The organism is Luteitalea pratensis (genome assembly GCF_001618865.1).
Taxonomy (GTDB): domain Bacteria; phylum Acidobacteriota; class Vicinamibacteria; order Vicinamibacterales; family Vicinamibacteraceae; genus Luteitalea; species Luteitalea pratensis.
On the sequence record NZ_CP015136.1, the window covers coordinates 1,855,400 to 1,869,446 of the forward strand.

Genomic DNA, 14,047 nt, shown 5'->3' on the forward strand with positions numbered 1-14,047 from the left:
TTACGCGTCCTGGATGACGAGGCCAACGGCGGTGGACAGCCGGTGCCAGCTCTCGAGCTCGCGGGCCAGTTGCTTGCGGCCTTCGCGTGTCAGGCCGTAGAACTTCGCGGTGCGCCCCAGCTCGGACGCCTTCCACTCGGCGTCGATCCAGCCTTGCTGCTCGAGCCGGTGCAGGGCTGGATAGAGAGAGCCCTGGCCCACGGCGAGCACTTCGCCAGAGACCAGTTGGATGCGCTTGGCGATGCCCCAGCCGTGCAGCGGGTCGCGGGCGATGGTCCTGAGGATCAGCAGATCGAGCGTGCCCTGCAGGAGGTCAGACGGCTTCGGCATCGATACCTCGACTATCGACAACTATGCCTCGAACGTCGACAACACGCAACCCAACCCGTCGACCTGGCTTGTCCACCGTAGCCTTGGCGAAGGTGGAAGGTCGACGGCTACGCAAGCCACGCGTTCGACTGTCGACCAAGGTCGACAGCTACACCACGGTTGGACGTAGGCGTCGAGCTTGCTCGACGCGCGGATGCCCGTCGGTGGGAAGCTCGCCTTACGGGTTCAGCGTGCCTTGCTGGTCGCCAGGACGCGCCCGATGGCGTCGACGACGAGCGACGGCTCTTCGTGTTGGATGTCGTGGCCGGCTTCGGTGAGCGTTACGGACGTCTGCGCCCCGGCCGGCGCAAGCCGCGTCAGCGCGGCGAGTCGTTGACGCAACCAGTGCGCATGGCAGGCGGGTGGCTCGCACGGCCGGCCGGCCCAGACCTGCGGAGAGAAGCGGTTCGACACGAGCAATGCCACCGGCACGTCAGGCAGTGGCGGCAGCTGAAGGAATTCGGCGGAGTGGTTCAGCTCGTTGGCCCGTATGACGTCCATCTCGGCCCGGTACTGGCCCGTCTGCCGGCCCACGAATTCGGCCATCTCCTGGGCGCGCTTGTCGATGCACTGTCGCGCGCCGTCGGCGGTGTAGCCGCTGGCGCGCAGGTACGCGAGGTCCTCCGCCTCGGAACGCGGATCGGTCGGATCCACGTACACCAGTCCACCCACGTCGGCCGGGTAGATCGCCGTATACATCCGGATCAGCAGGCCGCCCCAGGAATGGCCGACGAGCACGTAGGGTGGCTTCAGGCCGAGCTCGTCGAGCAGGGCGTGGAGCCGTTCGGCGATGTGCCGCGGTGTAGGCGCCGGTCCGTCTGCCTCCGACCCACCGATGCCGGCCCGATCGTAGGCGACGACTGTCGCGAACCGGGCGACGTCGGGCAGGACGGGTGACCAGGCGATCAACCCGGTCCCGACGCCACTCTCGAACACGACGACGGGGTGGCCTGGCCTGCCATCGGGCGGTCCGAGGATGCGGACCTGCACGAGATTGCCGTTCACCCGGACCGTACGCCCTTCCTGGGCGTTCGAGAAAGAGTGAGAAGAGAGAACAAAAAAGAGACAGGGAATTGCAACAGCGACAAGACGGAAGGATGAAAGGGAGAAGGCGGTGTGCTGCCCTCTTCGCCTTGCCCTTTTGTCTTGTTCGTTATGATTTCCTGTTCTCTTCTGCGTTATCCCCTGTCCCTTGTTCACACGACGTCACCGATCGGCCGTGCCGATCGCTCAGCTTGCGCGGGCTTTCACCAGCCTGGGCATAGGCGGCAGTGCCGGGGCCGGCGGATCGGCGGGCGGCCGTACCTGGGCGCGATTCCGGCGGGGGAGCACGCGGGCCAGCTCGGGTTCGGCGTCCTCGGCCAGCGAACCGGCATCGGGGCGAACCACCGCGAGCGTCTGTGTCGCATCGACGGTCGCACCATGGCGCGCGATGGTTGCGCCGAGATCGCTGCGTGGGGTTCGGACCTTTCGGCGGGCGGCCGGCTTTTCGGCCGTATCCCATTCGCCCAGCAACACGAGAATTCGTGCCCGCTCATCGTCCAACTCGGTCAAGCGGGCCGTCAGCCCGCGCAGTGCATAGGCACGCAACTCTTGTTCGTTCATCTCCAACAGTGTAGCTGCGTCGGCTCGCAGGCGCGTCGTCGCGTGGGGGCGGGTGCCGCCAGCGGGCCGGCCCTGATGTCATCGTGTGGTCATGTTGACTCCCACATCGTGTCGAGTGTGACGGGCTCACTGCCTTCGCTGCGTACCGCAGTCGCACGGGTCGTGCTCGCAGGGCTGTCTTCCGTGCTCGCTCCCGCGGCAGGAGCGCAAGAGGGCCAACCGGCACCGCCAGAGCCGTTGACCCTGCCAGGCGCCGTCGACCGTGCGCTCACCGCCAATCCGACCATCGGTGCCGAACGGCTCGGCCGGGCCATTCGACTCGCTGGCGTCAGCGTCGCCGGCGAGCGGCTGAACCCCGAAGTGACCATCGAGGTCGAGAAGGAGGCGCCCAAGCAGGCCTACGCCATCGCCGTGCCACTCGAACTCGGTGGCAAACGCGGAAAGCGTGTCGCGGTGAGCGAAGCGACCCTGGCCGTGGGCGACGCGGAACTGGCGGCCATTGTCTGGCAGGTGCGCAACGACGTCCGGCGGAGCTACTTCGAGACGCTCGTGGCCGAGGCCCGGCTCGAGGTGTTGCGCGATCAACGCGATCTCGCGAGGCGTGCCCTTGGCGCGGCACAGGCCCGCTACGAGCAGGGTGACGCGCCACGCCTCGATGTCCTGCAGGTCGATCTCGCGCTCAACGCCGCGGAGTCCGAGGTGACCGCTGCAGCCGGCATCGTCTCGGCCGAGCGCGCCCGGCTCGACGCGCTTCTCGGCCTCCCGCTCGACGCCGCGCCGCCGCTGACGACGGGACTCGATCCCGGGGGGGCCCTCGTCAGCGCCGCGACCCTGGAGCAGGCCCTCACGCGCAGCACCGAACTGGCAGTGCTCGATCGACGGATCGAGGAACAGCGCGCCAGACTCGTCCTCGCGCGCGCCGCCCGTGTGCCCGACGTCGTCCCGGCCGCGACGTTGACGCACGACGCGCAGCCTGAATTCACGTACGGCTGGCGTGCGAGCCTGACGATGACCGTGCCGCTGTTTGCCACGCATGCCGCCGGGGTGACGCTCGAGGACGCGACGCTGCAGCAGCTCGCCGCGCAGCGGCAGGCCGCGCTCGCGCGGATCGCCGGCGAGGTCACCGCGGCGACGGTCTCCGCCGAATCGCGTCGACAGGCGTATCTCCAGTACCGCGACGTCATCCTGCCGCAGGCGCGGCAGGTCGAGGAGATGGCGCAGGATGCCTACCGCCTCGGCCAGTCGGAACTCGCCGCGCTCCTGCAAACGTTGCGCGGTACGCGGGACGTCCGGCTCCGGTCGCTCGACATCCTCGCTCAGTTCCAGCTCGGTGTCGCTGACCTGGAGAAGGCCATCGGAGCGCCGCTCCCATGACGTCCGCGACATGCCACTCCCTCACTGCCCTGGTACTCGCCGTTGTCGGCCTGGCCGGATGCCGCGCGCCATCGAACGAGGAAGTGACGAGTGACGCCACGGTGTCGGTCAGCGTCGATCGCGCACGCCTCGGCGACATTCGTGCCGTGGTCCATGCCAGCGGCGTCGTCTCTCCGTCGCCCGGCGCGGAGTTGATCGTCGTCGCTCCGGAGGTGGCACGGATCGCGGAGATTGCGCGCGGCAACGGCGATCATGTCCGGCGAGGAGACGTCCTGGTGCGGTTCGAACTGCCCGGCGCGATCGCCGACGTCCAACGGCAGGAGGCCGAAGTCGCGCGTGCCCACGCCGCGCTGGACGCGGCTGCGGCGGCAGAAACCCGCGCCGCCGAGCTCTTCGATCGAGGCATCGCCGCACGCCGGGAGGTGGAGGAGAGCCATCGCGCCAGTGCCGATGCCCGGGCGGCGATTGCGCAGGCGACGGCCGCCCTGGGTGCGGCCCAGGCGGTGGCGGCGCGGGCGACGGTTCGCGCCACCTTCGATGGGATTGTCGTGCGCCGCCTGCACAATCCGGGCGACCTCGTTGAAGCGACGGCCACCGACCCCATTCTCCATGTCATCGACCCGCACCGCCTCGAAATCGTGGCCGCCATTCCGATCGCCGATGCGTCCCGCATCCGGGTAGGCGCGGCGGCGCGCGCGTCTGGTGGGGTGCTCGATGCCGAGCCCGTGACGTTGAAGGTCGTGGCCGGTCCAGGTACGGTCGACGCCGGTACGGCAACGGTCCCGATACGCGTCGCCCTCACCGGAGCGACAACCGCTCCTGCGGGCGCGGCGGTGGAGATCGACATCGATGCCGAGCAGCATGCCCACGCCGTCCTGGTCGCCGCGGCGGCCATCGTCCGGGAAGGCGAGGAGACCGCGGTCTTCATCGCGACCGGGAACAAGGCCGTGCGCCGTGCCGTGCGCCTCGGACTGACCGATGGCACGAACGCCGAGATTCTCTCTGGAGTGAAGGCCGGCGAGCTCGTCGTCGTGGACGGGCAGGCCGGCCTGCCCGACGGCGCCGCGATCGCCGTCGCCACTGCCGCCGACGCGTCGGCGACGTCGAAGTCGAAGTCACGTCCGGCCGGCGCCCGGAACGAGGCGCAGTGACCCTTGGAGCGCTGGCGCTGAGGCATGCCCGGGCTATCGCCCTCGTGGCCGTCGCGCTTGTCGTCGCAGGCATCCTCGCGGCGTTCGCGCTGCCCAGCGGCGTCTATCCGCCGCTGCAGTTTCCGCGCATCGTCATCGTGGCGAAATCGGGAACCCTGCCGCCGCAGTCGATGTCGCTGATCGTCACCAGGCCCCTCGAGCAGGTCGTCATGTCGGTGCCGGGCATTCGCCGTGTCCGCTCGAAGAGCATTCGCGGCGCGTCCGAGATCTCGGCCCAGTTCGCGGCCGCCACGGACATGGTCGTGGCACTGCAGATGTTGCAGAACCGCGTCGCCGAGATCACCTCGATCCTCCCCGCCGGGACCGAGCTTCAGATCGAACGCATGACCCCGGAGGTCTTTCCGGTGTTCGTGCTCAGCCTCACGAGCGACATGCCGACCGCCGATCTCTACGACTATGCCGCGGTGGTCGTGAAGCCGGAAGTGGCGCGCGTGCCGGGCGTCGGGATCATCGAGGTGCAGGCCAGCGACACGCGCGAGATCGAGGTGGTGCTCGATCCGGCGAAGCTGGCCGCGTCAAGGCTGACCGTGCTGGACGTGGCCGACGCGCTCAAGGCGCAGAACACGTTGATGCCGATCGGCCGGTTCCAGGAATCAGGCCTGCAGCACCTGACTCTGGCATCGGCCAGCTGGGCGAGCGTCGACGCGATCGCGGCGGCACCGATCAGGACACGGAGCGGGGAGACCATGCGCCTGGCGGACCTCGGCACGGTCACGCGTGGCACGCCCGATCGCACGTTGCTGGTCACGGGAAATGGCCGCGACGCCGTCGTCATGACCATCGCGCAGCAGATCGGCGCCAACATCCTTGGCGTCAAGACAGGGCTGGACGGTGTCCTCACTGGCATGTCGAAGGTGCTGCCGGCGGGTATCCGGATCAATCGCGTCTACGACCTGGCCGAGTTCGTCGAGGAATCGATCGCTGGTGTGCGCGACGCCATCCTCGTGGGCAGCGTGCTGGCGATCATCGTCCTGCTGTTCGCGCTGCGCGACTGGCGGCTGACGACCATCGCGGCCGTCACGCTGCCGCTCGCCGTGATCCCGACATTCGCGTTCATGTGGCTGTTCGGCGGCACCATCAACCTCATGTCGATGGGCGGCCTCGCTGTCGCGATCGGGCTGGTCATCGACGACGCGGTGGTCGTCGTCGAGAACATGCACCGGCGAGCTGGCGAGGGAGGCACGAGCGTCGCCGAGGCCGTGCAGCAGATCCTGGCGCCCCTCGTGAGTTCCACGCTCACCACCGTGGTCGTGTTCGCCCCGCTCGGCCTGTTGTCGGGTGTGCAGGGACAGTTCTTTCGCGCGCTGTCGCTGAGCCTGTCAATCGCGGTGCTGATCTCGCTGGCGCTCTCGATCAGCCTGATCCCGTTGATGGGCCAATGGGCCGCGAGGCACCATCGTCCCAGCGGTGAGTCCCACGGCGTCTTCGCCCGCACCTACGGGCGCATGCTCGGCGTGGCGGTGCAGCGGCCGTGGATCGCGGTCGTCGCGGTCGTCGTGCTTGGCGTCCTCGCCGTGGGGCTGTTCATGCGCATCGGGACGGGTTTCTTTCCTGCCGCGGACGAGGGCGGGTTCGTCGTCGACTACGTGACCCCTGCAGGCAGCGCCCTGGCCGAGACCGACCGCCAGGTTCGCGCCATCGAGAAGGTCGTCGCACAGACGCCGGAGGTCGCAACCTATTCCCGCCGTACGGGGTCGGAGCTCGGGCTGTTCGCCACGGCGCAGAACACGGGGGACATCCTCGTTCGCCTGAAACCCCGGGGGCAGCGGCAGCGATCCGCCGACAGGATCATCAGCGACCTGCGCGAGCGGGTGCACCACGTGGCGCCGCTCGTCGACGTTGAGTTCGTCCAGCTGCTGCAGGACATGCTCGGTGACCTCGAAGGAACCGCCGAGCCGATCGAGGTCAAGATCTTTGGCGACGATCCCGAACGGCTGGCCGAACTCGCGGAGCCGGTCGAGGAATTGCTGGGCAAGATCGACGGCGTCGTCGACGTGGTCGGCGTGCAGCGCGGCAACCCCCAGGTGACATGGAGGATCGACCCGATGGCGGCCGCCCGCTATGGCCTGGCCGTCGAGCAGGTCGCCAACCAGCTGGCCGCCAACGGGCTCGGCACGATCGCCACCGAGTTGCGCCTGCCCGATCGCACGATCCCGGTCCGCGTCCGCCTGCCGGACGCCGTGCGGTTCGATCCGTCGCGGCTGTCTGCGACGGTCATTCGCACGGCCGAAGGCAACGCCATTCCCCTCACCGAGCTCGCCACGATGGAGCGCGAGAACGGGCAGGCCGAACTGCACCGCGAGAACCTTCGGCCCGTGGCCCTCGTCAGCGGGCGCCTCGAGCATCGCGATCTCGGCGGCGCCGTCGCCGACATCCGCGCAAAGCTCGACACGCTCCGGCTGCCGACCGGGTACACCTACGAAATCGGCGGTCAGTACGAGTCGCAGCGCGTGGCGTTCCGGGAACTGCTCCTCGTGTTCGCGCTCACGGTGTTCCTCGTGTTCCTGATCCTCGTCAGCCAGTTCCGCGCCTGGGTGCCGGCGATCCTGATCATGCTTGCGGCGCCGTTCTCGCTCGGCGGCGCATTGCTGCTGCTCTGGCTCACGGGCACGGACCTCAACCTGTCGTCGGCGATGGGCCTCATCCTGCTCGTCGGGTTGATCGTCAAGAACGGCATCATGCTGCTCGACCTGTCAGAACGGTTGTACGAGGCGGGAGAGCCGTTCGACGCCGCGATCGCGCACGCCGGGCGCGTCCGCTTCCGACCGATCCTGATGACGACGTTCTGCACGCTGTTCGCGCTGCTGCCGCTTGCCCTGGGCCTCGGCGCGGGCTCCGAGCTGCAGCGGCCACTCGCGCTCGCTGTCATCGGCGGCCTGGTCCTCTCGACGCTCGTGACGCTGCTGGCTGTACCTGGCCTGTACGCCGCGACCCGGCGCCTGCGTCGTTCCGACAGTGTCACGCGTGAGATGAAAGGATGACTCGATGCACATTCGAACCGGGTTGTTGATGTGCCTGGCTGCCGGCGTCACCGTGTACGGTGCCGCTGCCGGCTACCAGGTCGTCCGGGAGATCCAGATTGGCGGTGAAGGCGGGTGGGACTACGTGCTCGCCGACGCCGCGACCCACAGGCTGTACGTCTCCCACGCGACGAAGATCGTCGTCGCCGAAACCGAGACCGGCGCGATCGTCGGCGAGATCCCCGATACCCCTGGCGTCCACGGCTTCGCCATCGCACCGGAACTCGGTCGCGGGTTCACCAGCAACGGGCGGGCGAATTCGTCCACCATCGTCGACCTGAAGACGTTGTCCGTGCTCGGGACCGTGCCCACCGGCGCCAATCCCGACAGCATTCGCTACCTGCCCGATCGCAAGGAGGTCTGGACGTTCAATCACACCGGCGGTTCGGTGACGGTGTTCGACGCGATGAGCGGCAAGGTGATCACGACCATCGAGGTCGGCGGCACGCTGGAGGAAGCCGTTGAGGACGCCACGGCGAGCCGGGTCTACGTCAACGTCGAGGACAAGGGCGCGATTGCAGTGATCGACACCAAGACGCATGGTGTCGTCGCGAACTGGCCAGTCGCCGGATGCGAGGGCCCCACTGCACTCGCATTCGACGCGGCGCATCACCTGCTCCTGACGGCGTGCGACGGCCGGATGGTCGCCGTGGACAGCAAGTCGGGCAGCGTGGTCACGAGTTTCCCGATCGCCGGCGGCGTCGACGGCAACGGGTTCGATCCCGCCACGGGACTCGCGTTCGCCTCGAGCGGCACCGGCGTCCTGACGATTGCTCACGAGGACGCGCCGGATCGCTTCACCGTCGTCGAGACGGTGAAGACGCAGCCGTCAGGTCGCACCATGTACCTCGACCCGGTGACGCACCGTGTGTACGTACCGGTGGCGACCACCACGCGTCCGCCCAACGGCGGGCGGGCGCAGGTCACGCCGGGCACGATGAAGGTGCTCGTAGTCGCGCCGGGGTAGGATTGCCGCATGCTGGCGCGGGGCGCGTGGATCCTGTCGGTGATGGCACTGGTCTGGGCTGGGACGGCCTCCGCCCAGACCCTGCCGCGCGGCCAGGTCATCGAGGCCGTGACGCCGCTCGGTGATGCGACGCAGACCTACGCGCTCTACCTCCCTTCCACGTACAGCACCGATCGTGCGTGGCCGATTCTCATCGGCTTCCATCCCGGCGCGCGAGGGCGCGCCATCGTCGACACCTATCGTGACGCGGCCGAGGGCTACGGCTTCATCGTCGCGGGATCGAACACGTCGCGAAACGGGTCGTGGGACGTGTCGCTGCGCGCGGCCAACGCGATGCTCCAGGACATCGGTCAGCGTTTCGCTGTCGACGGCAAGCGCATCTACCTGACCGGTCACTCCGGAGGATCGCGGGTGGCGCTGCAGATCGCGCTGGCGAACAAGACGATTGCCGGCGTCATCGCGTCGAGTGCGGGTTATCCCGATGGCCGCCCGCGATCCTCGGTGCGCTTCCCGATTTTCGCCACCGCCGGCGTGGCTGACTTCAACTACATCGAGATGCGGACGCTCGGGCGCGCGTTGAAGACCCCTCATCGCGTCGTGATCTTCAAGGGTGGGCACACGCTCCCGCCACCGGATGTGGCGATGCAGGCGATCGAATGGCTCGAGCTCCAGGCGATGGCATCGGGCGCGCGCACGAAGGACGGGTCACTGGTCGATCAGTTCTGGGCGACGCAGGAGCGCGCCGTCGCCGACGCAGGCGAGACCGCCGCCACCGTGCACCTGCTGCGCGCGATGGTGGACGACTTCCGCGCCTTGCGCGACGTGAAGGCCATCGAGACACGCGCGGCCGAACTCGCCAGGCGCAACGACATCAAGCGCGCGCTCGATCGCGAGCGAGCCGAGGACGACAAGGAGACGCAGGCGCTTGACGAGTTCGCGCGATACCAGGCGGGACTCACCGACGATACGCTGCGGGTGCAGAGCCTGCACAGCCTGAAGCGATTCCTCGCTGAACTCCATGCGCAGGCAACGGCCGCGGAGGAGTCGCCCGAGCGTGCCCGCGCGCGACGCGTGCTCCGCGTCGTCACGATGGGGGCGGCGGAGTACACGCAGGATGCGGAGTATTCCCGGCTGCTGCAGCAGTACCGCCTGCCGGGCACGTCTCGCTGAGTGCGTGGATTTTCCGCTTGACACGGTGCGTTGACTTCCAGTTGCCACGGGCGTATGTTGAAATCACGCCAAAGACGCCCAACCAGCGTCACGGGGGACCCAAGGCGCGAATGACCGCGCACCGGGGCGAATTCCGCTGAACTCCTACACGGACCACGCGGATAGAGCAACTCCAGGCTCGAGCCCGTCAGCTAACCTCGTCGGCGCGTGGAGTCTGTCGTGTTGCACCGCCTGCACGGGGAGAGCGCGTACGCCGCTCTTCGTATCCTCGCATTCCGAACCCTTCCGATCCTTGCCTTCGCCTTCGTTGCGTTCGCGGCCGGCGTCTGGCTGGTCGGTTCGCACAACCCCTACACGCCGGCCGGATACGTTGGCTACCTGACCAAGGGCGCCGTCTTCGGGCAGAGCCGCTTCTATGGCGTACAGCGCGGGCCGACGTCGCCCGGACGCGGCTGGCTGCTCGACGTCGCCAACGTGAGCGTCACGCCTTACACGTACACAGAGGAGTTCGCCGGCGAGAACTCGGTGCTGAGCCGGGACAATCTCAAGATCTCCTTCGCCGTCCACACCGTGTGGCGAGTCGACGAGGCTCGCGTGCCGCTGTTCATGGAGCGGTTCAGCACCACCGTCAGCAACGGCGACACCGAGAAGGCCCCGGACGCGATCGTGAAGGTGGCTTATGGGCACTTCGTGCGTGAGCCGCTGCGCACGTTTGCCCGGGACGAAGTGCAGCGCCGCAACGGGTTGAAGGTCAAGGACGACCTCATCACCATCGGCGATGCGGTGTTGCGTCGCATCCAGCAGTACGCCCAGGCCAGTCCTTTCGTCATCAGCAGCGTCGTGGTCGGCAATGTCCAGTACCCGTCCGAGGTGGCCGATGCGGTGGCGCGCAAGTTGGCGGCGACCCAGGAACTCGAGCGCAAGGACACCGAGATCGAAATCGAACGGAAGGACCGGACCAAGCGCGAGGTGCAGGCCGCGGGCATCGCCAGTGCGATGCAGATCATTCGCGGACAGCTCAGCGCGATGTACATCCAGCACGAGGCCATCGAGGCGCAGAAGCTGATGGTCAACTCGCCGAATCACACGACCGTGTACATCCCGGTCGGGCCGATGGGTGTGCCGCTCACGGGAACGTTCCCCGCGCCGGCGTCACCGGCGCCGAAGAGCCAGTAGCCCTGCAGCGATTGCCTGCAGCCTGCAGCCTGCAGCCTGCCGCTGGTTGGCCGTAGGCCGCAGGCCGTAGGCTGTAGGCCGTTTTCTATTCGCTCCTGAGCGCGATCGCCGGCTCGATGCGGGCGGCGCGCCAGGCCGGAGCGATGGCCGATACCAGCGCGCCGATGGCCAGCACGACCGCGACAGCTAAGAACGTGACTGGGTCGGACGGCTTCACGTCGAACAGCATGGCCACCATCAGGCGGCCCAGGATGTTCGCAATGACGAGGCCGGCCACGATACCTCCGGCGAACACCCAGGCGGCGTTGCTGGCCACCAGCGCCAGGACGTGACGCGTCGAGGCCCCGAGTGCGCGGCGGACGCCGAAGTCGCGGATGCGTTGCTGCACGGCATAGGCGAGGATGCCGAACAGGCCGACCATCGCCAGCAGCAACGCGAGGGCCGCAAACGCCATGACCAGGATGGCGCGGAACCGGTGCCGCGCGTTGGCCACGGCGGCGACCTCGTCGAGCGTCATGAAATGGCGCACGCTCACGAGCTGCGCCTTGTCCACGCGTCCGATCGCCTGGCGCACGGGCATCGTCAGCGCGGCTGCCGGCCCGCTGCGCGGGGTCACGAGCAGGAAGATGTCGCCTGGCGTGTCCTGCGCCATCGGCACGTAGATCTGCAGCAGGTCCTCGGTCTCGGTGGGTGACGCCTTGACCTGTCGCGCCACGCCCACAATCTCGCGCACCACGGCGACGGCCTGCGGCGAATCGGATTCGCGGATGACGAGCCGCCGGCCGATCGGGGAGCCGCCCGGCAGGTGCCGGCGCACGAACGCCTCGTTGACGATGCAGACGTGCACGCCACCGGCGATATCGCGCCCGTCGAAGGGACGTCCCTGGAGCACGGGCACACCCAGCGTCTCGAAGTAGCTTGGACTGACGATCTGCATGTCGGCCGCGGGGCGTTGACTCGTGGCCGGCGCCGGCTGCCCTTCGATCTCGAAGAACGCCGTGCCCTCGTACGACTCGCCCAGCGGCAGCGTCGTTGCCCACGCGACACCCTGCACGCCCGGCAACGCGCGGATCTCCTGCTCCACGGCTCCGTAGAACTGCATCTCGGCTTCGTCAGTGGGATAGGTGTCCGACATCGGGTCCACGACCATGCTGAGCACCTGGTCGGCGGCGTAGCCGCGGTCGACACCCTCGACGGCCATCAACGTGCGCAGGAGCAGGCCGGCGCCGACGAGCAACACGGTGACCACCGCCACCTGCCCGGCCACCAGCAGTTCGCGGACTCGCCCGCCCCGACCCGTTGCGCTGCGCGTTCCCGACATCGTCTGCGCCGCCGACAGCGAGCTGGCATGCCACGCAGGGGCGATGCCGAACAGCACGCCGACCAACAACACCATGACGGCACAGAAGGCCGCGATGCGGGCATCGATGATGAGGGTCAGCACCGTGGGGAGGAGCGCCTCGGGCATCAGCGACGGCGCGACACGCAGGATCGCGGCGCCTATTGCCAGGCCGAGGAGCCCGCCGATGACCGCCAGCGCCAGGCTTTCGGCCATCAGCTGCCGGATGATGCGACGACGGTCGGCGCCCAGCGCCGCGCGGACCGCGAATTCGCGTTGGCGCACCGTGGCGCGGGTCATCAGGAGGTTGGCCACGTTGGCGCAGCACATCAGCAGCACCAGGCCGACCACGCCGATGAACAGGACGGATGTCTGCCGCAGTTCCGTGCCGAAGACCGCCTCGTGCAGCGCCTCGAGTCGCACGGACCGCTGCGCGTTGGTGTCGGGGAACTCGCGGGCGAGGGCGGCGGCGACCGCGTCGATCTCGCTCTGGCCAGCCTCGCGGGTCACGCCCGGTCGGAGTCGGCCGACGGCGACAAACACATGGCTACCACGGGCCCGGGCAGGAGCGCCCTGGATCGAGAGGAGCGCCCAGAGATCCGTGCGTCCGATGACCTGCGCGGCCCGTGGCACCACCCCCACGATCGTGTACAGCTCGCCATCGAGCCGAACTTCGCGGCCGACCACCTGCCGATCGCCGTGGAAGCGCTCACGCCAGAAGTCCTCGCCGAGTACGACCACGTTGCGGCGCTGCAAATCGTCGGACGGCTGGAACGCGCGCCCGGCCAGCGGCTGCACGCCGAGTACGGTGAAGATGTCGGCGGTCACCCACTGCCGCGACACGGTGTCGGCCAGGCCGTCGGCGTTGCCCATCACCATGCCGCCCACATTGGCCGTGAAGCCGCCGATGGCGGCGAAGCTGCGGCTCCGGCCGGCCCAATCGACCATGTTCAGCGGCGACACCAGTCCACGCGACGTCGTCGGGGTGCGCTCCCAGGCAAGCACGATCTGCGCGGGATCCGGGAACGGCAGCGGCCGGAGCAGCGTCGCGTCGACCAACGCGAAGATGGCGCTGTTGGCACCGATGCCGAGGGCGATCGTCAGGATGGCCGTGGCCGCGATGAGCGGGTTCTTGCCGAGCATGCGTCCGCCATAGCGGAGGTCCTGCCACAGGTCACCGAGTCGGGATGTCTTCGGCGCGCCCAGGACCGGTGCCGGCGCGTGCGCCGCCTGGCGCAGCGGAGACATCTGCGCGGCGAGCGTCGTCGGCTCCACGAGTTCTTCCACGGCCAGCTGGCGCGCTCTCGCCTCGTCGTGACCCTCGCGGCGCAACTCCTCGAAGCGCTCGTCGAGATGCTGCGACAGCTCCTCGACGATCTCGAGCTCGCGCGAACCATCGAGCTGCAGGCGCGCGAGTTGCGCGCGAACATGGGGTGCCCACTCAGACATGGTCCACTCCGGTGATGAGGCCGACGGCGTCGACGAAGGACTTCCACGTCTCGCGCTGCTGCAACAGCACCCGCCGGCCCTCGGCGGTGAGGCCGTAGTACCGGCGCCGGCGCTCGCCCGCCCGCTCGACCCACTTGCCCTGCAGCCAGCCGCGTTCCTCGAGGCGGTAGAGCAGGGGATAGAGCGAGGCCACGTGAAAGGTCACCTGCCCGTTGGACCGTTCCGCGATCAACTTGCTGATCTCGTAGCCGTGCCGTGGTCGCGGCTCGACGATCGACAGGATGATCAGCTCGGCCGAACCCTTCTTGAGCTCGCGCGCGAGCATCCGCGGGTCGATAGAAGTCATAGCCACATATGCTAATGGCTG

At 68.5% G+C, this 14,047-nt stretch carries 11 protein-coding genes and 1 riboswitch; of the genes, 6 read left to right on the top strand and 5 right to left on the bottom strand.

Annotation, left to right across the window (positions count from 1 at the left end; genetic code table 11):
• The 3 genes from LuPra_RS07590 to LuPra_RS32520 all read right to left on the bottom strand — a co-directional run bounded on the left by LuPra_RS07590 (window position 1) and on the right by LuPra_RS32520 (window position 1,974).
• Window positions 1–330 (bottom strand): PadR family transcriptional regulator, encoded by a 330-nt coding sequence (locus tag LuPra_RS07590; protein WP_110170189.1) that lies wholly within the window; start codon window positions 328–330, stop codon window positions 1–3.
• A 225-nt stretch (window positions 331–555) separates the two neighbouring features.
• Entirely contained in the window at window positions 556–1,374 is an 819-nt protein-coding gene (locus LuPra_RS07595; protein ID WP_157898863.1) for an alpha/beta fold hydrolase, read from the bottom strand.
• Between the two features lie 225 nt (window positions 1,375–1,599).
• Window positions 1,600–1,974: a hypothetical protein gene (locus tag LuPra_RS32520; RefSeq protein ID WP_162271323.1), complete on the bottom strand. Its 375-nt coding sequence runs from the start codon at window positions 1,972–1,974 to the stop codon at window positions 1,600–1,602.
• Between the two features lie 108 nt (window positions 1,975–2,082).
• Between LuPra_RS32520 and LuPra_RS07600 the strand changes: the two genes are divergently transcribed.
• The 6 genes from LuPra_RS07600 to LuPra_RS07625 all read left to right on the top strand — a co-directional run bounded on the left by LuPra_RS07600 (window position 2,083) and on the right by LuPra_RS07625 (window position 10,892).
• Window positions 2,083–3,348 (top strand): TolC family protein, encoded by a 1,266-nt coding sequence (locus tag LuPra_RS07600; RefSeq protein WP_162271324.1) that lies wholly within the window; start codon window positions 2,083–2,085, stop codon window positions 3,346–3,348.
• Window positions 3,345–4,499 carry an efflux RND transporter periplasmic adaptor subunit gene (locus tag LuPra_RS07605; RefSeq protein WP_110170192.1) on the top strand — a complete coding sequence of 385 codons (1,155 nt, stop codon included), beginning with the start codon at window positions 3,345–3,347 and terminating at the stop codon, window positions 4,497–4,499. The genes LuPra_RS07600 and LuPra_RS07605 overlap by 4 nt, the downstream gene beginning before the upstream one ends.
• Window positions 4,496–7,540 carry an efflux RND transporter permease subunit gene (locus tag LuPra_RS07610; protein ID WP_110170193.1) on the top strand — a complete coding sequence of 1,015 codons (3,045 nt, stop codon included), beginning with the start codon at window positions 4,496–4,498 and terminating at the stop codon, window positions 7,538–7,540. Before LuPra_RS07605 ends, LuPra_RS07610 begins: the two co-directional genes overlap by 4 nt.
• A gap of 4 nt (window positions 7,541–7,544) precedes the next feature.
• Window positions 7,545–8,546 (top strand): YncE family protein, encoded by a 1,002-nt coding sequence (locus LuPra_RS07615; RefSeq protein ID WP_110170194.1) that lies wholly within the window; start codon window positions 7,545–7,547, stop codon window positions 8,544–8,546.
• A 9-nt stretch (window positions 8,547–8,555) separates the two neighbouring features.
• Entirely contained in the window at window positions 8,556–9,716 is a 1,161-nt protein-coding gene (locus LuPra_RS07620) for an alpha/beta hydrolase family protein (RefSeq protein ID WP_110170195.1), read from the top strand.
• Between the two features lie 56 nt (window positions 9,717–9,772).
• Window positions 9,773–9,936, top strand: a riboswitch (cyclic di-AMP (ydaO/yuaA leader).
• Entirely contained in the window at window positions 9,936–10,892 is a 957-nt protein-coding gene (locus LuPra_RS07625) for an SPFH domain-containing protein (protein ID WP_157898865.1), read from the top strand. It overlaps the preceding riboswitch by 1 nt.
• An 85-nt stretch (window positions 10,893–10,977) precedes the next feature.
• On the opposite strand, the gene LuPra_RS07630 is transcribed toward LuPra_RS07625, so the two are convergent.
• Together LuPra_RS07630 and LuPra_RS07635 are read right to left on the bottom strand one after the other, a co-directional pair.
• The gene (locus LuPra_RS07630; RefSeq protein ID WP_110170197.1) at window positions 10,978–13,680 is read right to left on the bottom strand and encodes an ABC transporter permease; all 2,703 of its coding nucleotides are present in this window, start codon (window positions 13,678–13,680) and stop codon (window positions 10,978–10,980) included.
• Window positions 13,673–14,026: a PadR family transcriptional regulator gene (locus tag LuPra_RS07635; RefSeq protein ID WP_234800781.1), complete on the bottom strand. Its 354-nt coding sequence runs from the start codon at window positions 14,024–14,026 to the stop codon at window positions 13,673–13,675. The genes LuPra_RS07630 and LuPra_RS07635 overlap by 8 nt, the downstream gene beginning before the upstream one ends.
• Window positions 14,027–14,047: the final 21 nt, after the last annotated feature.